This is a genomic window from Nocardioides sp. Z30_9, assembly GCF_058215735.1.
The window spans coordinates 705878-724649 of record NZ_JBZAJF010000002.1 but is presented as its reverse complement, the minus strand read 5'-3'; the positions used below and the strand labels follow the sequence as shown (position 1 = coordinate 724649).

At 70.2% G+C, this 18772-nt stretch carries 14 protein-coding genes and 1 tRNA gene; 11 read left to right on the top strand and 4 right to left on the bottom strand.

Translation table 11 applies throughout. The features are described from left to right. Window positions 1–123 precede the first annotated feature (123 nt). Window positions 124–1911, top strand: a complete 1788-nt coding sequence (locus tag AC4BGB_RS14150) for an endonuclease/exonuclease/phosphatase family protein (RefSeq protein WP_490547519.1) — start codon at window positions 124–126, stop codon at window positions 1909–1911. A 131-nt stretch (window positions 1912–2042) separates the two neighbouring features. Here AC4BGB_RS14150 and AC4BGB_RS14145 read toward each other — a convergent pair whose 3' ends face one another. Further along, window positions 2043–5624, bottom strand: coding sequence for a M14 family zinc carboxypeptidase (locus AC4BGB_RS14145; RefSeq protein WP_490547518.1), 3582 nt, complete (start codon window positions 5622–5624; stop codon window positions 2043–2045). Window positions 5625–6073: 449 nt separating this feature from the next. Here AC4BGB_RS14145 and AC4BGB_RS14140 point away from each other — a divergent pair. The 4 genes from AC4BGB_RS14140 (at window position 6074) to AC4BGB_RS14125 (ending at window position 8052) form a co-directional block, all read left to right on the top strand. Beyond that, a tRNA-Lys gene (locus tag AC4BGB_RS14140) sits at window positions 6074–6146 on the top strand. 24 nt (window positions 6147–6170) lie between these two features. Beyond that, on the top strand, window positions 6171–6785 hold the full coding sequence (locus AC4BGB_RS14135; protein ID WP_490547517.1) for a maleylpyruvate isomerase N-terminal domain-containing protein: 615 nt from the start codon (window positions 6171–6173) through the stop codon (window positions 6783–6785). An 84-nt stretch (window positions 6786–6869) separates the two neighbouring features. Then, entirely contained in the window at window positions 6870–7337 is a 468-nt protein-coding gene (locus AC4BGB_RS14130) for a hypothetical protein (RefSeq protein ID WP_490547516.1), read from the top strand. A 43-nt stretch (window positions 7338–7380) separates the two neighbouring features. Beyond that, window positions 7381–8052: a PaaI family thioesterase gene (locus AC4BGB_RS14125; protein WP_490547515.1), complete on the top strand. Its 672-nt coding sequence runs from the start codon at window positions 7381–7383 to the stop codon at window positions 8050–8052. Window positions 8053–8076: 24 nt separating this feature from the next. On the opposite strand, the gene AC4BGB_RS14120 is transcribed toward AC4BGB_RS14125, so the two are convergent. Together AC4BGB_RS14120 and AC4BGB_RS14115 are read right to left on the bottom strand one after the other, a co-directional pair. Continuing rightward, the gene (locus tag AC4BGB_RS14120; protein ID WP_490547514.1) at window positions 8077–8808 is read right to left on the bottom strand and encodes a hypothetical protein; all 732 of its coding nucleotides are present in this window, start codon (window positions 8806–8808) and stop codon (window positions 8077–8079) included. Window positions 8809–8878: 70 nt separating this feature from the next. Further along, window positions 8879–10354: an NAD(P)/FAD-dependent oxidoreductase gene (locus AC4BGB_RS14115; RefSeq protein WP_490547513.1), complete on the bottom strand. Its 1476-nt coding sequence runs from the start codon at window positions 10352–10354 to the stop codon at window positions 8879–8881. 105 nt (window positions 10355–10459) lie between these two features. On the opposite strand from AC4BGB_RS14115, the gene AC4BGB_RS14110 reads away from it, so the two are divergent. The 3 genes from AC4BGB_RS14110 to AC4BGB_RS14100 all read left to right on the top strand — a co-directional run bounded on the left by AC4BGB_RS14110 (window position 10460) and on the right by AC4BGB_RS14100 (window position 14582). Continuing rightward, window positions 10460–11839, top strand: a complete 1380-nt coding sequence (locus AC4BGB_RS14110) for a mycothione reductase (protein WP_490547512.1) — start codon at window positions 10460–10462, stop codon at window positions 11837–11839. Window positions 11840–11939: 100 nt separating this feature from the next. Next, window positions 11940–12881: an ATP-binding protein gene (locus AC4BGB_RS14105; RefSeq protein ID WP_490547511.1), complete on the top strand. Its 942-nt coding sequence runs from the start codon at window positions 11940–11942 to the stop codon at window positions 12879–12881. A 150-nt stretch (window positions 12882–13031) separates the two neighbouring features. Continuing rightward, the gene (locus AC4BGB_RS14100) at window positions 13032–14582 is read left to right on the top strand and encodes an amidohydrolase (RefSeq protein WP_490547510.1); all 1551 of its coding nucleotides are present in this window, start codon (window positions 13032–13034) and stop codon (window positions 14580–14582) included. Between the two features lie 133 nt (window positions 14583–14715). Here AC4BGB_RS14100 and AC4BGB_RS14095 read toward each other — a convergent pair whose 3' ends face one another. Next, window positions 14716–15885, bottom strand: coding sequence for a PucR family transcriptional regulator (locus tag AC4BGB_RS14095; RefSeq protein ID WP_490547509.1), 1170 nt, complete (start codon window positions 15883–15885; stop codon window positions 14716–14718). An 86-nt stretch (window positions 15886–15971) separates the two neighbouring features. On the opposite strand from AC4BGB_RS14095, the gene AC4BGB_RS14090 reads away from it, so the two are divergent. The 3 genes from AC4BGB_RS14090 to AC4BGB_RS14080 all read left to right on the top strand — a co-directional run bounded on the left by AC4BGB_RS14090 (window position 15972) and on the right by AC4BGB_RS14080 (window position 18762). Next, the gene (locus AC4BGB_RS14090) at window positions 15972–17132 is read left to right on the top strand and encodes a ferredoxin reductase (protein ID WP_490547508.1); all 1161 of its coding nucleotides are present in this window, start codon (window positions 15972–15974) and stop codon (window positions 17130–17132) included. 10 nt (window positions 17133–17142) lie between these two features. After that, window positions 17143–18291: a fatty acid desaturase family protein gene (locus AC4BGB_RS14085; RefSeq protein ID WP_490547507.1), complete on the top strand. Its 1149-nt coding sequence runs from the start codon at window positions 17143–17145 to the stop codon at window positions 18289–18291. 123 nt (window positions 18292–18414) lie between these two features. Next, entirely contained in the window at window positions 18415–18762 is a 348-nt protein-coding gene (locus AC4BGB_RS14080; RefSeq protein ID WP_490547506.1) for a metallopeptidase family protein, read from the top strand. Window positions 18763–18772 lie beyond the last annotated feature (10 nt).

Below are 18772 nucleotides of genomic sequence, written 5' to 3'. Positions count from 1 at the left end.
CGCCCCTAACTGAAGATGTCCGTTATGCTCAGGTTTGTGCGCCGACGGCCGATGTCACTCTGTATGAGCCACCCGAGTGACCTGACCCCGCCGTGTGCGGGTGTCGGCCACGCGAGGTGCTTGGTGAGTGCGGAAACGAGGCGGCAGCAGCGCCGCGGCCTTCTGGCCGCGGCAGCCTTGGTCCTGAGCGTCCTGCTCGGCGTCGGCGTTCCGGGCATCGCAACACCACAGGCGGCAGTTGCGGCGAGCCACCCGGCCAAGAAGGTGACTGTGAAGAAGGCCGCAGTCAAGAAGGTCGCGGTCAAGAAGGCTGCGACGAAGAAGGCTGTGGCGAAGAAGGCCGCGAAGAAGAAGGCCGCTGCGGCGAAGAAGGCGGCGAAGAAGAAGGCCGCTGCCGCAAAGAAGGCCGCCAAGAAGGCCGCAAAGAAGAAGGCCGCTGCCGCGAAGGCGGCGAAGAAGAAGGCTGCTGCCGCGAAGGCCGCTGCCGCGAAGAAGAAGGCTGCTGCCGCGAAGAAGAAGGCTGCTGCCGCGAAGGCTGCTGCCGCGAAGAAGAAGGCCGCCACCGCAAAGGCTGCGGCGGTGAGGGCTGCGGCCGCACGCCCGGAGGGGTGGGTGCGGCGTACGGTGACCACCACCCGCGGCCAGGACTCGATCGGCATCCAGTGGCCGGCGCGAGCCCGCGCCACCGGGTACACGGCGACCTGGTCCCCCACGACCGCGACGATCCCCTCCAGCCCGAATGCGTGCGTCAACCCGTGCAAGAGCCGCTGGACCAAAGCGACCGCCATGACGCTGTCCTCGGTGGACCTGTCGACCCCCGGCAACCTCGTGTCGTCTGCGTCGGGCAACAGCGTCCACCTGAAGGTCTTCTCCCACAACGGAGCCGAGTTCAACTCGACGGGCATCACCTACCCGTGGGACTCGTGGGTGACCCCCGAACGGACGGAGACTGTCGACTGGGTCCTGTCCCCCAGTGCTCAGATGCCCGCTCCCCTGCCCCCTGTGCAGGGCCTCGACGTCGCCGTCACCTCGTTCAACGTCCTGGCGGCCTCCTCCGGCGGGCCCTCGTGGGCAGATCGCGCACCCAAGGTCGTTGACCAGATCAACGCGACCGGCGCCTCGGTCGTGGCCACGCAGGAGAACTCGAACTCCCCGACCGGTGTCGCCTCCGGGGGCGGGCAGTACGCCGACCTCGCCGCCCGCCTTGCCCCCCACGGGTGGGTTCTCGCCGATGACCGGGACTGGGACCGTGAGCTCGGGCTGCCGCGGTCACGGTCGACGCAGGCAACGCGAACCTTCTACAAGGCCGCCGAGTGGGACCAGGTCGCGCGCGGTGCGCTGCTGACCCACGTGCCTGTCAGTGGGCAGACCGAAGGGGTCAACGTGGACCGCTGGGTCTCGTGGGTCAAGCTCCGGTCGACCACCGACCTCGCTGTGGAGATGTGCGTGCTGAATGCGCACCTGATCTCGAACATGGACTCGAACGCACGCACGTGGGCTGAGCACCGCAATGCCGAGATCGCGCAGGTGCGTTCGGAGCTGAACAACGCCGGGAGCACCGTTCAGCGGGTCGGGGTGCGGGTCGGCGCGGCGTGCTCGGGGACGCCGACGGTGTTCGCCGGAGACTTCAACTCCGCGCAAGGTCACGCGCCGTACGGCAACCAGCCGCAGGCGACGATGATCGGCGACGGTTTCGTCGACACCAAGAACGCGGGGGTCCGCTACAACACGCGCATGTCCGGCACCGGCGCACTCGACGCATGGCACGAGGCCTGGGGAACGCAGATCGACTACGTGCTCACCAAGGGCATGGGTGGCGCGAAGAGCTTCAAGGTCGACGCCGCTCCCCCGGGCTCCACCGGGTCTGACCACTACCCCGTCACCGCGCGCATCAGCGTCCCAGCGACCTAGTCGCCGTCTCGCTCCCGGGTCCTCGGCACCGTTTGCATCCACCACGAGGTCCTGCTCGAAACCCCAGGATCACCACAGCAAGCGGGGCCGGCAGCACCCGAAGGTGCCACCGGCCCCGCCCTCGCTACCGATCAGCGGCGGACGCGCACCACCTTGCGGGTGGTGGACGGCTTGACCGCTGCGTTGCCGGCGTAGCTGACCACGAGGGTCTTCTTTCCGACCTTGCGCAGCTTGGTCAGGGTCAGCACGATCCGGCCGTTGGCGCCGACCGTCCCGCGGCCGACCACCTTGGCGCCGGAGCGGACCACCACCTGGCCGGTGACGCGCGCGCTGGCGGTGACCGTGATCGTCACGCGGGCACGCTTCTTCCGCGTGATCCGCTTGGGAGCCACCTTGGTCACGGCGACCCTTGAGGCGACCTTGACCACCGGCGCCGCCGTGACCTGCACGGGCACCGCCGTCGAGGAGCCACCCGCGGTGACGTCGTCACCCGAGTACGTCGCCACGACCCGGACGGACCCGGGCTTGGTGAACGGACGCACCGGGCCGGTGGCCGTGCCGTCGGCGCCGAGCGGCAGGGTGCCGATCGTGTCGCCGCCGGCGGTCAGCTTGACCGTGCCCGATGGCGCGAGCTTGAAGTCGTTGACCGAGGTCACCTTGACCGTGGCCGTCGTCTTCTGCCCCTGCTTGACGCTGGTCGGCGACAGGCCCAGCTTCACGGTCGGCTTGGCCGCCTTCGGCGACCACGACGGGTCCGCGATCCACTTCCGGTAGCGCCGGTCCCCGGCCTTGGTCGGGTCGTAGCCGGCCTCGACGTTGTCGGCTGGGTCCACGGCGTACCAGTAGATCGGGGTGCCCTTGGCCACGCGCAGGCGCTTGCCACCTTCACGGTCGCCACCGGACTCCCAGCGGGTGGCCTTGCCCTTCGTCGGAGCGGACCCATCGAGCGTGTAGTAGATCTCGGCGGCCTCGCTCGAGGTGAACTTGAAGTCCACCTGCTCGGGGTCGCTGGTCTCCATGAACTCGATCGCCGTGGTCGGCGCCTTGGCGTCCAGGTCCTGGTCACGGGCGACGCGGAGCAGCTCGATCAGGCCGTTGGCGTACTCGAGCGCCTCCTGGTGCGCGCCCGGACCGGTCTTTGTGAGCGACTCGAACGGAGGCTGGAAGGTGCGGCCCACCTCGAAGTTCCAGCCGTAGAGACCGTACTTGTACCAGGCGAGGTCACCGGAGTTGCCGGCTGCCGAGTAGAGCACGTCGATGATCGGTCCCGTGCGGGCCGGGGTCACCGTCATGCCGCGCTCGCGCTTGATGGCGGTGAGGATCCGGCTCGACGCCTGCCAGAAGTACGCCTCCTCGCCGACGCTCGGGCGGGGAGCCGTCTCGCGGCCCGCGTCCTTGTACGCGCCGGGCGCCCACATGAAGTAGTCACCCGACGAGTGCATGTTCATCGAGTAGCGCATGTTGGGCTTCGCCATCATCCAGTCGACGTTGCGCGCCTCCGGCTCGGACAGCTCGGCCGGCCCGGCATAGGTGTCGCTGGTGCAGTTCGTCGCCGACGCACCCGAGTAGCCGTCGTGCGCGCTGTACTCGGTGAAGTTGCGGTTCAGGTCGACGCCCCAGCTGTTGCGGCCGGTGGCGTCGTAGACGCCGCCCTTGGCGCAGTGCCGGGTCATGTTGCGACGCTGCGAGGCGTAGTCGAAGAACGAGTAGTGCCCGCCGTCGGGGTTGACCGACGGGGCGATCCAGATCTCCAGGTTGTCGACCAGCTCCCGGGTGGGGGCGTGGGTCGCGTAGTTGCGGAGCAGGCGCTCCGCAGCCTCCAGCGTGACCAGCGGCGGCACCCACTCGCGGGCGTGCTCCTGGGCGTAGGCCAGGACGCCCGGCTTGGAGCCGTCACGGGTCTTGCCGATCTTCAGCGCGTAGACCGGGTGCGGGTCACGGGAGACCCAGGCCGGCGCGTTGAGGTTGTCGCTGAGCCGGACGACCGGCGTCGCGCGCACGATGCCGGTGCCCGGCTCGGTGCGGTAGGGGTAGGCGTCGACCAGCGCGGCCGCAGCGGGGGTGGCCAGCAGCGCGGCGATGACCTCCGCGGAGGTGCTGGTGATCAGGCCGTCAGCGCGGGTCGCGGCGTTGACCGTGATGGCCGTGCCCGAGACGCTCACCGACAGCGGCGAGCTCGCGACCCCCGGGTCGACGATCTGGGCGGTGATGTCGTTGCCGCCCTCGTGGCCCCAGGCCAGCGACTCGATTCCTACGCGCGAGTTGTTCGGGACGGCGGCGACCGGCATCAGCCGACCGGTGACCGTGGTCCCGCCGTTGCGGATACGGGTTGCGTCCATCAGGGAGATGCCGACCGTTGGGATCGTCAGCGGGCCTCCGGTCGTCGGAGTGGCCGAGCCGCTCGGGGCGGACGCCAGTCCGGGGGTGGCGTTGACGAGCGCGACGGCGGCGGCGCCGGCGTTCTGCGCGTTCAGCACCTTGTCGGCCAGGGTGCACTCGCCGCGGTCGATCACCGCGATCGCACCGCTCACGCCGGTCATCGCGCCGCAGCCCATGCTGGGGGTCGCGGCGGGCCAGGCCGAGTTCGCCACCGCGCTGACCCGTCGCACGGGAACCGGCGTCGTGGTGGAGGTCGGTGCAAGCGCGCCCCAGGCGCCGCTGCTCGCCGCCGCGTAGGGCAGGTCGACATCCTTGCCGGAGATGCTGGCGGTCAGCCGGTTGGTCGGCTCCAGCATCGCCTGCGCCTTGCGCCGGTAGCCCTGCGACGCGTTGGGCAGGGTCACGACCTCGGCGAGGCGGGGGTACGACGCGGCCAGCTGCTGGACGCGCTGGTAGAGCTCGGTGGGCACGAGGTACTTGCTGACGAAGTCCTCCTGGTAGCCGGCGCCCTTGAAGGGGTCCTTCTCGGAGCCGGTCGGCAGCCAGTCGGAGACCTTCGCGATCGCCACGTCGCCGCTCGGGCTGGTGATCTGGATCCGGTCGGGACGGATCGACTCCCCGCGCACGTCGACGTTCACGTTGGTCGCGCCGAGGTGGTAGAGGTAGACGCCCGCGTCGACGAAGCGGGCGATGTTCTGCGTCCCGCCGGAGCCCATCGGCGTCCCGGGGCCGCTGTCGCGCTGCACCACGAGCGGGCTGTTGGACGTGGCACCTTCGGCCCACTTGGCCTCGACCGAGAGCACGCCGTCGCCAAAGCTCGTGTAGTAGTCGGCGCGGATGATCCGCACGTCGGAGGAGTCCACCGGCGTGGAGCCCGCGAGCGAGCGGACACCGGAGAGCTTGCCGCGCTTGAGCGCGGCGTTGGCCGCACGGTCGGCGGCGAGAGTGTCCTCGCGCACGGCGAGGGCCGCGGCCGAGTCGTCGGCGGAGTAGAGGGTGCCGCCGACGTCGTACCCGCCGGCCTTCAGTGCCTCGATCTCGCTGTCGGTGACGACGGCACGGACGGTCAGGCCGTCCTGACCCTGCTCGACGCCGTGCTCCAGGTCGACGCCGGTCGCGACCAGGCGGTCCAGCTCGGCGGTGTCGGCGAGACGCACCTCGACGACCATCGCCTCCTCGTCGGGGAGCCGCTCGAGCACGACATCGGGGTCGGCGGGCGCGGCCGTGCTGGACGGCGCACCGGCGAACGAGAGGGTGCCGAGCACGAGGGCCGCCGAAGCGGCGAGGGCAAGCCCGCGCCTCCTCTGGCCGTGCCGTCGGTGGGGTAGGGACATGGTTCTCCTTCAGTGGGGAAACTTCGCGCGCACCACTACGCGCCGACGGCCGAGGGGTCGGTTCGTGAAGGAGCAGTGGCCCAGCGAGTGTCCGGGGGTAGAGAAAACCAATCAGGTCCACTGGACCGCGTCAGCGGAATCCCCGAATGTTTTCTCATTTCGGTGAAAGTCCGGGCGTTGTTCCGCTACCGGGCCAAATGGCGACATCGGTGATCGCCCTCGTCATACGTCGACCCCGCAGGCGTGGTCGGGTCGGACACCGAGCCCGGGCATGCGGGCGTGCGCCCCACGCCGGTCATTGCGCAATACTTCCGGGCCCTGACGGTCGTATCGACGCGGTCCCCACACACTGACCGTGGCCCCCTAGACTCTCGTCTTGGCGGTCTGGGATGCCCGCGAAGCCACGCTGGTGTCCAGGCGGTTCTCCGGACCAAACCCCAGATTCCCCGGGGCCTCTAGCTCAATTGGCAGAGCAGCGGACTTTTAATCCGCGGGTTGTGGGTTCGAGTCCCACGGGGCCCACCGTTGCTGGCTAGATTTCGAAGCATGAGCTTCGACTGGGACGAGTCTCGCCGTGCGTTCGCTGAGGCCGGGGACGCCTTCGTGGGGCTGGTCGCGCGGGTCGGCGACCGGTGGGAGCTGCCGGGCCTGGGCGAGTGGGACGTGCGCGCGCTGGTGGGACACACCAGCCGTTCGTTCCTCACGGTGGAGACCTACCTCGACCAGCCCGCCGCGGAGGTGGAGGTGGCCACCACGGCCGGCTACTTCCGCGCGGCGCGCACGATCGCCGCCGGCCCCGACGTGGCCGAGCGCGGCCGCGAGGCGGGGCGCGCCCTCGGGCCGGCACCCGCGGAGAAGGTCGCGGAGATGAGCGCCCGGGTGATCGCGATGATCGCGACCCGGCACGGGGACGAGCTGCTGACCACGGTCGTGGGAGGGATGCGGCTGCGCGACTACCTGCCCACCCGGACCTTCGAGCTGACGGTCCACAGCGCCGACCTGGCCACCGCCCTCGGCGAGAGCCTCGAGATCCCCGCGTCGGCGGCCACCCAGACCCTCGGGACGGTGGCAGAGCTCGCCACGCTCACCGGCCGGGTGCTGCCGCTGCTGCTCGCCACCACCGGCCGGTCACAGCTCCCCGCCGGGTACACCGTGCTCTGAGTCCTCGGGAACATTTTCTTCCGACTCTGTCCATCCGGCGTCCACGGGGTGCAGACTTCCTCCCGAGCACTCCAGGGAGGGCCCATGGAACAGGGGTCGAGGAACGAGACCACTCGCGGCGACCGTCGCGAGCGGATGCGCGTTTCCGCTCGTGGACTGCACCCCGCAGCGCCACCGGAGAGCGACGGCTTCCAGACCCCGGCCTGGCTGGAGAAGTCCTTCGTGCTCCCCGTGACCCCATCGGAGGAGACCGACGTGCCCGTCCAGCCCGTGCCGCACCACGACGACGACGAGCCGGAGCCCACCTTCGTTCGCCCCCCGGCGCCGGAGATCGACTTCGCCCGGGTGATGCGCCGTTCCGACGTCGGCCGCAGCGCGTTCCGCACTGCCGTGATCAGCACCGGGCTGTCCGGCCTGTCGGTGATCGGCTTCCTGCTGACCGGGTGGCTCCTCGTCCTGGCGAGCGCGATCGTGTGCGCCGTCGTGGCCGCCACGGCGTGCGTGGTGCGGTTGCGCGTCGCGGGCGCGCCGGTTCCGTACGTCGACCGCTGACCCAGCGCGACGGCGTACGGCGACCCTGACCTAGTCTGCGGACATGGCACCGCCGATGAACTACACCGTCGTCGACATGACCCCCGAGGAGCTCGAGGCCGAGCGCGTCCTCCTCGGCGGTCTCGCGCAGAGCGTGCGAGAGCTCGCCGACGCGTCCCTGCGTACGACGGTCCCGGCCGACGTGGTCACGGAGGTGCACGCCGAGATCGAGCGCCTCACCGCACGTCTGCGCGCGGAGCAGATCCCCGGCTCGTTCGGGGTGACCATCGGATCGGGCGGGACCGTGCGCGGCCACGGCAATGCCGTGGTCGGGATGCGCAACCCGATCGCCCCTCCCCTGGAGGTGGAGCGTGCGCCCGAGGGGCGGGCGTGGGCGTCCTTCGAGCTGGGAGCCGTCTACGAAGGACCGCCCGGGATGGTGCACGGAGGCGTGGCCGCCCTGGTGCTCGACCAGATGCTCGGCGAGGCCGCGGCCGCGGGAGGCGCTCCGGGGATGACCGGCACGCTCAGCGTCCGCTACACCCAGAACACCCCCCTCGGCGCCTGCTCGGCGGAGGCGTGGATCGACCGGGTCGAGGGGATCAAGACCTTCGTCAAGGGTGAGCTGCGCCGCGCCGACGGCGAGACGACTGCCATCGCCGAGGGCGTCTTCATCCTGCCGCGCTGGGCGCGCGAGGCGATCGACGAGACGTCGGCCCGGCACCGCTTCGAGTGAGCGGAGGCGGGGCCACCGCCCTGCTCAGCTCCGGACGCGCACCTTCACGACGCTGGTGGGGTACCTGACCCCGGCCTTGAAGTACCGGTGGAAACGCCTGGTGAGGTCGCGCAGGTCGGTCGGAGACATCTTGATGCAGCCGTTGGAGCGGTAGTCGTTGTAGGCCGGGACCTCCCAGCGGCACCGGTCGTCGCCCTTGCGGTTGCGGCACTGGGTGTTGAACTGGGTCTGCTCGGTGTGGATGAACAACAGCTGGCGCCGGGTGCCGTTGCGGCACAGCTTCGACTCCAGCTCGAAGACTCGACCGTTGATCATCGGCGCCTTCCGGCGGTCGTGCTGGACGAAGGAGTAGCTCCCGTTCGGCAGCCACCCCTTGTTGCGGCGGCACTCGTCGGTGGCGACCTTGCGCGACAGGCCGGACCCGGCGCGCCACGAGGCCTCCTCGATGCGCACCCAGCGCTTCGCCTTCTTCGGGCCCACCTTCGCCCAGGCCCGGAACGTGATCCGTGAGTCGAACGGGTTCTTCCAGTTCTTGTCGAACTCGATCACGGCCCGCTTCGGGATCCGCTTGTTCTTCCGGATCCGCAGCAGCGCCGCGCCGCTCACCGCCACGGCTGCCCGGCCTGCCTGCGGCTGCTGGGTCCGCGGCTGGGCCTTCTTCTCCCGGGACGCGACCGCGGTCGAGGGGAGCACGACGACGGTGCCGGCGAGTGCGAGCACGACGAACACGCGAGCCGCACGGGGGAAGAAGCTCATGACCGGGGAGTTTCACACGGTCGCAAGTGGATCACCCCGATTAGGGCCTCCGGGCCGCGTGTCGGCCGGCTCAGGCCGTGTGGTCGGAGACCTTGCCGCGTTGACCGGTGTCGGTGAGCCTGGACTGCTCGGCCGCCATCTCCTCGAGCTCCGCACGCCGGTCGGCCTCCGGCTCGGCGGAGCTCACCAGCTCGGTGGCACCGCCTGGCAGTAGTTCGAGCGCCCTCCGGGCGAAGATCTGCTGCTCGGTCGCCGTACGCTCGGAACGGCCGTTGCTCAGGAACGTGACCGCCCAGTGGAGCAGGGCGGTGACCCGGTTCTTGAACCCGGTCAGGTAGAGCAGGTGGACCGCCAGCCACATCAGCCAGGCGATCAGCCCGCTGAGACGCAGCTTCCCGACCATGGCCACGGCGTCGAAGCGGGAGATGGTCGCCATCGACCCCTTGTCGAAGTACTTGAACGGCTCCTGCGGGGCCTTGCCCTCGACCCGGTTCCGGATCTCCTTGGCGGCGTACTTCGCGCCCTGGATCGCCACCTGCGCGACCCCGGGCAGGTTGTTCAGCGCGATCATGTCGCCCACCACGAACACCTCGGGGTGACCCGGCAGCGTGAGGTCGGGGTTGACCCCGATGCGCCCGGCCCGGTCGAGCGAGGCCCCGGACTGCTCCGCGAGGGTCTTCGACAGCGGGCTGGCCTGGACCCCGGCGGCCCAGATCTTGGTGACGGCCTCGATGCGGCGCTTGGTGCCGTCCTTGTCCTGGACGACCAGGCCGCGCTCGTCGACGTCGGTGACCATCGCGCCGAGCTGGACCTCGACACCGAGCTTCTCCAGCGTCTCCTTGGTCTTCTCGCCCAGCTTCGCGCCGAAGGGCGGCAGCACCTGGGGCGCGGCGTCGACGAGGATCACGCGGGCGTGCTGGGTGTTGATGAACCGGAAGTCGCGGCGCAGGGTCCGGTGGGCGAGCTCGGCGATCTGCCCGGCCATCTCCACACCGGTGGGGCCGGCGCCGACGACCACGAAGCTGAGCAGGTGGCTGACGTCCTCACCCTTGGCGGCGAGGTTCTCGGCCAGCTCGAACGCGCCGAAGATGCGGCCACGCAGCTCCAGGGCGTCGTCGATGCTCTTCATCCCGGGGGCGAACTCGGCGAAGTGGTCGTTGCCGAAGTAGGACTGGCCGGCCCCGGCCGCCACGATCAGCGAGTCGTACGGCGTCACGGACTCGCGTCCGAGCACGTGGTGGGTGACCGTCCTGGCCTCGAGGTCGATCGACTGCACCGTGCCCAGCATCACCGTGGCGTTGTCCTGCTTGGACAGGACCTCACGGGTGGAGGGGGCGATCTCGCCCTCGGAGAGGATGCCGGTCGCCACCTGGTAGAGCAGCGGCTGGAAGAGGTGGTGGGTCGTCCGCGCGATCATCGTGACGTCCACGTCGGCCCGCCTCAGGGCCTTGGTCCCGAAGAGGCCGCCGAAACCGGAGCCGATCACCACTACCTGGTGCCGGCTCGGATCCTTGACAGGCGTGCTGTTCGTGTTCACGGCAGACATAACCAGTATTCTCCCCGGTTCCGTCCCCGCTGAGACATCTCAGGCCGTTCCTTCCGTCACACGGACGACTCCCGGGCCCGTGAGGGCATCCGGCACGATGTAGCAGTGACCCACTACGACCTCGCCGTGATCGGCACCGGCTCGGGCAACAGCATCCTCGACGAGAGGTTCGTGGACTGGCGGGTCGCGATCCTCGAGGAGGGCACCTTCGGCGGGACCTGCCTGAACGTGGGCTGCATCCCGACCAAGATGTTCGTCCACCCCGCTGACCTCGCTCGGGAGGCGGCGCATGCCCGCGCCCTCGGCGTGGACCTGGCGTACGGCGGAGCCAGGTGGCCGGAGATCCGGGACCGCATCTTCGCCAGGATCGACCCGATCGCCGCGTCCGGTCGGGGCTACCGCGAACGCCAGCCCAACGTCGACGTCCACGCCCGGCATGCGCGCTTCCTCGACGACCACACCTTGGCCGTCGCGTCGCCGGACGGCGGTCCGGACACGGAGCTCACCGCCGACCAGATCGTGATCGCCGCCGGCAGCCGGGTGGACGTGGCCCCGATCCCCGGCCTCGACCAGGTCGAGTTCCACACCAGCGACACCGTGATGCACCTCCCCGACCTCCCGCGCAGGATGGTGATCGTCGGGGGCGGCTACGTGGCCGCCGAGTTCGCGCACGTCTTCTCCGCGCTCGGCACCGAGGTCATCCAGGTCCAGCGCAGCGGCGTACTCCTGCGGGACCAGGACGAGGCGGTCTCCGAGCAGTTCACCCGAGCCGCGGCCAGGCAGTGGGACCTCCGGCTGGACACCGTCGTCACCGAGGTCGGCCCCCGCGGCCAGGAGATCGCCCTGGTCCTCTCCGACGGCTCGGAGATCGAGACCGACGTGCTCCTGATCGCCACCGGCCGGATCCCCAACGGGGACCGGCTCGGGTTGGAGAACACCACGATCGAGAGCACCGGGGGCCGCGTCCTGGTCGACGAGTTCCAGCGCACCAGCGCGCCGGGTGTCTGGGCCCTGGGCGACATCAGCAGCGAGTACGAGCTCAAGCACGTGGCCAACCTGGAGGCCAGGACGGTGCAGCACAACCTGCTCCACCCGGACCACCTCGTCGCCAGCGACCACCGCTTCGTGCCCCAGGCGGTGTTCACCTCACCGCAGATCGCCAGTGTCGGGCTCACCTCGCAGGCCGCCAGGGAGCAGGGCGTCGAGCACCTCGAGAGCTATCACGACTACTCCGAGGTCGCCTACGGATGGGCCCTGGAGAGTGCTCCCGGAGAGCACTTCGTCAAGCTCCTCGGGGACCCGACGGGGCAGCGACTCCTCGGCGCGCACATCATCGGGCCGGAGGCCAGCCTGCTGCTGCAGCCGCTGGTGCAGGCGATCAGCCTGGGCACCTCCCCGGTCGAGATGGCCCGCGGGCAGTACTGGATCCATCCCTCCCTCGCGGAGGTGGTGGAGAACGCCTTGCTGAAAATGGTCCCGAAATGAGTGTCAGCGAGTCCGTATTCCCCTAACCTCATCCGCAGACGAGTGCACAACTGTTCCGTCAGGCCTCGTCGTTCCGGCTCTAGAGCGAGGGAAGGTGCCCTTGACCAAGCGCTCCCTCGTCCTTCCCGCGAGCCCGCCGTCGGTCAAGCTCGCCCGCTCCTGGGTCTCCAAGGTGCTCGAGGAGATCGGCCGCGACGACCTCGTCGACGCCGCCCAGCTCGGGGTCTCCGAGCTGGTCACCAATGCCCTGATCCACTCCGAGCCACCCCTGTCGGTGCGCGTCCGCGGAACGGTCGACCACCCGCGCATCGAGGTGGTCGACTCCTCCCCCGTCCCGCCGCAGCGGGCGTCGGTGGCCCCGGAGATCGACGACGTCGACGACTACAACGTCACCACGTTCGGCCGCGGCCTGGACCTGGTCGCGATGATGTCGCGGCGGTGGGGCTCCGATCTCGCCCACGACGGGCGCAGCAAGTCCGTGTGGTTCGAGCCCAGCGGCAAGGCGCGCTACGAGAGCCATCTCGAGGGCGAGATCTTCGAGTTCGACCCCGAGCTCGCCGACGGTCCGGCGATCGCTGACTCCCGGCGCAGGCTGCTGAAGCTGATCGGGCTGCCGGCGCAGCTGTTCGCCGAGATGCGTCGCTACCACTTCGAGGTACGCCGTGAGCTCCGCCTGCTCGCGATCACGGCACCCGACGAGTACCCGCTCGCCAACAAGTTCACCGACATCAGCTCCCAGGCCGACCGCGAGCGTCGCTCCAGCGCCGGGATCTCCCGGCTGGACCGCGCGATCGCCGACGGCGTGGAACGGGTCGACCTCGAGTACCACGTCCCCGTCACCGCGGCCGAGACGATGGCCACCATCCGCGACCTGCTCGCGGAGGTCTACCGGGCGCTCTCGGACGACCACCTGCTGGCGCTGCGGCCGCCGGACCTGATCGTGGAGCTGGAGACCTGGTACTTCACCGAGTTCGAGCGGCAGGGCCGGGGCGAGGAGCCCCTGCCCTGGACCGGTCCGACCTCGATGCCGTCAGCCGGCTGAGCCGCGCGACGGCGTACGCCGTGGGCCTCGCCTCACGCTCCGGGTGAGCGCCACCCTCGGGCGGCCGGTGCCCGCGGCTGTCCTAGTGTGGACGGGTCCGGGTGCGCCGGGCGCCGCGGCCAGCGGTGAGGACCGGGACCGAGGAGTGCAATGCGATCGCGACGCCGACCCGCATCGGTGGCCAGCTTCCTGGTGCGCCAGGCGCGTCTTGTCCCCATCCTGGGCAGTGCGAGCCACGCCGGCCCCGGCACCCCGATCGAGATCCCGAGCGACACCCCGATGGACGTGCTGGTCAGTGACGGCCGGGTCGTGGAGGTGGGCGAGCGGCTCTCCCGGCCCAGCGGCATGGAGGAGTACGCCGCCGACGGTCGCTGGCTGATCCCCGGCCTGTGGGACCAGCACGTGCACCTGGGGCAGTGGACGATGGTCTCCCAGCGGCTGGACCTCACCGGCACCCGTTCGGTCGAGGAGGTCCTCGACCGGGTCACCCGTCGCATCGCCGAGGGGCCCGAGGGCCCGGTCATGGGCTGGGGTCACCGCTCCGCCGGATGGACCCGTCAGCCCACGGTCGCCGAGCTCGATGCCGTCTCGGGCTCACGCCCAGTGGTGCTGATCAGCGGCGACGGGCACAACGCGTGGCTCAACTCCGTTGCGCTGCGGGACCTGCGCCTGCCCCTGCGCGAGGGCGTGGTGGCGGAGGCCGAGTGGTTCCAGACCTACCCCAGGCTGGTGGACGTCACCGGCAGTGAGGGCACCTCGCCGGAGGCCTACCTGCGCACCCTGCGGTCCGCGGCGGCCAAGGGCCTCGTCGGGCTCGTGGACCTGGAGTTCGACCAGGCCCTGGACGCGTGGCCCGAGCGGGAGGCCGCCGGTGCCGAGCTGCTCCGGATCAAGGTCGGCGCGTACTCCGACACCCTCCCGGAGTTCCTCGCGGCGGGCCTGCAGAGCGGCGATCCGTTGCCCGGCTGCGGCCCGCTGGTCACGATGGGACCGCTGAAGATCATCTCGGACGGGTCACTGAACACCCACACTGCCTGGTGCTGCGCGCCGTACGCCGACACCGGCGACTACGGCTCCGCGAACCTGCCACCCGCGGGCCTGCGGGTGCTGATGGCCCATGCCACCCGGCACGGCCTGCAGGTGGCCGTGCACGCGATCGGCGACGCCGCGGCGCACGAGGCGCTGGCCGCCTACGAGGAGACCCGCGCCACCGGCACCATCGAGCACGCGCAGCTGATCAGCCGCGAGGACAGCCGCACGATGGCGCGCCTCGGCATCCGCGCGAGCGTGCAGCCGGCCCACCTGCTCGACGACCGCGACGTCAGCGAGGCCTTCTGGCCCGACCGGACCGACCGCTGCTTCGCGCTGCGCTGGCTGCACGACGACGGCGTCGAGGTGGTCTTCGGCAGCGACGCACCGGTCTCCCGCCTCGACCCGTGGGACGCGATGGCCGCAGCGGTGCACCGCAGCGCCGACGACCGCGAGCCCTGGCACCCCGAGCAGGCGCTCACCGTCCACGAGGCGCTGGCGGCCAGCACCAACGGCCTCGGCACGGTCGCGGTGGGCCACCCGGGCGACCTCGCCCTGCTCGACGCCGACCCGCTGCCCCGCGGCTCGTCGAAGGAGCAGGCCGCCGCGCTGCGCTCGATGCACGTCGCGGCCACCTGGGTCGACGGCCGGATCGCGCACCAGGATCTGTGAGGTCGGGGGTGTGCCCCATCTCGTGGCCCCATCTCGTGCCCGATCCCCACAAATGTTGGATCGTGACGTCCGCACGGCCCGTCTGGACGTTCCAACCCAACATTTGTGGAGTTGCCGCAGCCCCAGCCACCCCTCAGGCCAGGGCGATCGTCAGCTCCAGGATCGTGCGTGGATCCTCGAGCCGGTCGCCGTAGAGCTCGCGCAGCTGCCCGAGGCGGTAGCGGACGGTCTGGGCGTGCACGAACAGCTCGGCCGCCACGGCGTCGCGGCGCCCGTGGTGCAGCAGCCAGGACCGCAGCGTCTCGGTGAGCTTCTCGGCACTCGTCGGGCTCAGCTCGTCCAGCGGCGCGAGCACCCGCGCCCGCAGGTCGGCCAGGGCGCTGGCGTCCGCGGTCAGCACGAGCTCGACGAGGTGCTCCTCGGTGTCGGGGCCGCGGCCCAGTCCGCGGACCCGCAGCGCGCGCTGGTACGACGACCGCACGTCCAGCCACGGGCGGGCCGGGCCGGCGATCCCGCCGATGCCGGCGAGCGCGCTCAGCATCGTGGTCCGGGTCCTGCCGTGCGCGTCCGGCACCAGCAGGAGCACCATCCCCTCGCCCCCCTCGATCGGCGGGGTCTCGCTCGCCCGCAGGGTCTCACCGAAGATCGAGTTGTAGACCGTGCGCACCTGTGACTCCGGGACGATCACGGCGGTGAGCGTGGAGGGCGGAGTCCAGTCGGCGCGCTCGGCGGCCGCCTCGACGGTCTCCTGGGAGGAACCGTCCAGCAGGTGCGCGGCCAGCCGCTCGAGCAGCCGGTGCCGGACCCGTCCCGTCGTGGCGAGCTCGTCGTTGTGGCCGGCGACGCTCGCGGCGGACAGTTCGTCGATGTAGGCGAAGACGAGCTCGGCGAACCGGGCCAGCGTGGCGGCGTCGACGTCGTTGCGCACCGCGGTCTTGGACAGCTCCCGCCAGGAGACCCGGGCGCCGATCCGGTACGCCGCGAGCAGCGCATCCACCGAGCGGCCGCTGCGGGCCTCGCCCCGGCCGAGCTGGTAGGCCCCGTCCACCGCTGGGGCCGTGGGTGACTGCGAGATCCCGCCCCGGGACCGGCCGGCCAGCGAGATGAACCCGCCCAGGGCCAGCTCGACCGCGTTGCGGATCGTCTCCCCCATCGGCCCGCTCAGGGCGTCCGAATAGCTGGGTACGTCGTCGGTGATCGCCGACACCGTCTTCCCGGCCACCTCGGGCAGGATGTCGCGCAGGTCGCTGATCGTGGAGCTGCTGAGCTGCAACTTGGGGGACTGCGGAGACGAGAGAGTCACTTTTTCATCCTTTGCGAACAAAACACTGCTGGGGATTCACGCCCTGCGGTCATGACTTTAGCCGGAAGACACATCAGTGTTGATACATGGCCACGACGACCTTCCTAGCTCCCGCGAAGCGTGGACCCGGCGTGCTCAAGAAGTCGCTGCGTCAGCGCCTGCTGCGCGTCGCCGAGCTGGCCGCGACCCCCCTGGTCCCGGCCGACTACCTCGACGTGTTCAGCCCCCTGCGCGCCGGAGCGGACCTGCGCGGGCGCATCGAGGAGATCCACCCCGAGACCGCCGACGCCGCCACCATCGTGATCCGGCCCGGCGCCGACTGGACCGGCCACGTGCCCGGCCAGTACCTCCGCATCGGCATCGATGTCGACGGCGTCCGCCTCTGGCGCGCCTACTCGCTGACCCACGGCCCCCGCGCCGACGGCCGGATCTCGATCACGGTCAAGGCGGTGCCCGACGGCAAGGTCAGCAACCACCTCGTCCACCGTGCACGGGTCGGCACCCTGGTCCACCTCGAGCAGGCGGCCGGCGAGTTCGTGCTCCCCACCGAGGGCGGCAAGTTCCTCTTCGTCACCGCCGGTTCCGGCATCACCCCGGTGATCGGGATGCTGCGCAACCTGTTCCCGGTCGCCGACTCCGGCGTTGTCAGGCTCGATCGCAGTGCGGCGTACGACATCGTCGTGGTGCACGTCGCCCCCAGCGAGCCGCACTCCATCTTCCTGGCCAACCTGCGTGAGCTCGACGAGGCCGGGATGATCGACCTGGTCGCCCGCTACGACGACGAGCACGGCGTCCTCGACGTGGCCGACCTCGCCGACCTCGTCCCCGACCTGTCCGAGCGGACCACGTTCGCCTGCGGTCCGGCCGGGCTCCTCGACGCGCTCGAGGCGCACCACGACGAGCGCGGGCTCACCCTGCTCACCGAGCAGTTCCGGGTGGCCACGATCGTCACCGGCGAGGGCGGCACCGTGAAGTTCGCCAACGGCACCATCGTCGAGGCGGACGGCGCACGCTCGATCCTCGACGAGGCCGAGGAGGCCGGCGTACTGATGCCGAGCGGGTGCCGGATGGGCATCTGCTACGGCTGCGTGCTGCCAATGCGTGAGGGCAGCGTGCGCGACCTGCGCACCGGCGAGATCACCACGGCCGTCGACGGCGACGGCGTCAAGATCCAGACCTGCATCAACGCTGCCGCCGGCAGCTGTGAGCTCGACCACTTGCACACCGACCCCGCACAGACCCCCTGAAGGAGTCACCATGACCGTCCTACAGCGCAAGCCCGTCAGCCCGATCGACCACCTCACCGCCGAGGACATCGAGAACATCGGCAAGGAGCTCGACGCGATCCGCGCCGAGGTCATCGCCGTCCGAGGCGAGAGCGACGCGAAGTACATCCGCAAGGTGATCGACACCCAGCGCAAGCTCGAGCTCGGTTCGCGCGCCGTACTGCTGTTCTCGCTGTTCCCGCCCGCGTGGATCGTCGGCACCGCCGGCCTCAGCGTCGCGAAGATCCTCGAGAACATGGAGATCGGCCACAACGTCATGCACGGCCAGTGGGACTGGATGCGTGACCCGAAGATCCACTCCTCGACGTGGGAGTGGGACAACGCCTCCCCCTCGGAGCAGTGGAAGCACTCGCACAACGAGCTGCACCACAACTTCACCAACGTCGTGGGCAAGGACAATGACCTCGGCTACGGCATCATGCGCGTCGACGAGGACCAGCGCTGGCACCCGGTCTTCCTGGCGCAGCCGCTGTGGAACTTCATCAACGCCTGCTTCTTCGAGTACGGCATCGCGGCCTACGACCTCGAGATCGGCAAGAACGTCAAGCGCAAGACGCTGAAGTCGCCGGAGTTCAAGGCCCGCGCCGCGGTGACGATGCGCAAGATCCGCAACCAGTTCAAGAAGGACTACCTGATCCACCCGCTGCTGTCGGGCCCGTCCTTCCTGCACACCATGGGCGCCAACTTCACCGCGAACCTGGCCCGCAACCTGTGGACCCACTCGGTGATCATGTGCGGTCACTTCCCCGAGGGCGTGCAGACCTTCGAGAAGCACTCGATCGAGGGCGAGACCAAGGGCGAGTGGTACGTGCGCCAGATGCTCGGCTCGGCCAACATCTCCGGCTCCAAGGCGATGCACATCGCGACCGGCAACCTGTCCTTCCAGATCGAGCACCACCTGTTCCCGGACCTGCCCAGCAACCGCTACCAGGAGATCGCCCCGAAGGTGAGGGACCTCTTCGAGCGCTACGGCCTCGACTACAAGGAGGGCTCGCTCCCCCGCCAGGTCGCCTCGGCCTGGCACAAGGTGATCCGTCTCTCGCTGCCCAACAACTTCATGGGCACCAACGCCACCCCGCCGCGGGAGCCCAAGCCCGTGGAGCAGTCGCTGGCTGCCTGAGGTCGCAGCCGCAACCCCCACAAATGTTGGGTCGGGACGTTCAGATCGCGCATCTCGACGTCCCGATCCAACATTTGTGGGGTTGGAGCGACCCCCACCCACGTCTCGGGCAGGCTGTAGCCCATGGACATCGAGGAGACGGAGTTCGAGCAGCTGGTGGCCGTCGCGCTGGACGGGGTGCCGACAGAGCTGGCGGACCTGATGGACAACGTCGTCGTGCTGGTGGAGGAGGAGCCGCCCCCCGGTGAGCCCGAGATCCTGGGGCTGTACGACGGGATCCCGCTGACCGAGCGGGACAGCAACTACACCTTCCACGTCCCGGACCGGATCTTCATCTACCGCGGGCCGCTGACCCGGATGTGCGAGACGCCCGAAGAGCTGGTCGAGGAGGTCCGCATCACAGTCGTGCACGAGATCGCGCACCACTTCGGCATCGACGACGCCGCGCTGCACGACCTCGGCTACGCCTGAACGTCCCCTC

What these genes read in the sequence shown, in the direction of transcription:
- AC4BGB_RS14145 (WP_490547518.1), bottom strand. Translation starts at nt 5,624, where the DNA reads ATGTCCCTACCCCACCGACGGCACGGCCAGAGGAGGCGCGGGCTTGCC.
- AC4BGB_RS14135 (WP_490547517.1), top strand. Translation starts at nt 6,171, where the DNA reads ATGAGCTTCGACTGGGACGAGTCTCGCCGTGCGTTCGCTGAGGCCGGG.
- AC4BGB_RS14130 (WP_490547516.1), top strand. Translation starts at nt 6,870, where the DNA reads ATGGAACAGGGGTCGAGGAACGAGACCACTCGCGGCGACCGTCGCGAG.
- AC4BGB_RS14125 (WP_490547515.1), top strand. Translation starts at nt 7,381, where the DNA reads ATGGCACCGCCGATGAACTACACCGTCGTCGACATGACCCCCGAGGAG.
- AC4BGB_RS14120 (WP_490547514.1), bottom strand. Translation starts at nt 8,808, where the DNA reads ATGAGCTTCTTCCCCCGTGCGGCTCGCGTGTTCGTCGTGCTCGCACTC.
- AC4BGB_RS14115 (WP_490547513.1), bottom strand. Translation starts at nt 10,354, where the DNA reads ATGTCTGCCGTGAACACGAACAGCACGCCTGTCAAGGATCCGAGCCGG.
- AC4BGB_RS14100 (WP_490547510.1), top strand. Translation starts at nt 13,032, where the DNA reads ATGCGATCGCGACGCCGACCCGCATCGGTGGCCAGCTTCCTGGTGCGC.
- AC4BGB_RS14090 (WP_490547508.1), top strand. Translation starts at nt 15,972, where the DNA reads ATGGCCACGACGACCTTCCTAGCTCCCGCGAAGCGTGGACCCGGCGTG.
- AC4BGB_RS14085 (WP_490547507.1), top strand. Translation starts at nt 17,143, where the DNA reads ATGACCGTCCTACAGCGCAAGCCCGTCAGCCCGATCGACCACCTCACC.
- AC4BGB_RS14080 (WP_490547506.1), top strand. Translation starts at nt 18,415, where the DNA reads ATGGACATCGAGGAGACGGAGTTCGAGCAGCTGGTGGCCGTCGCGCTG.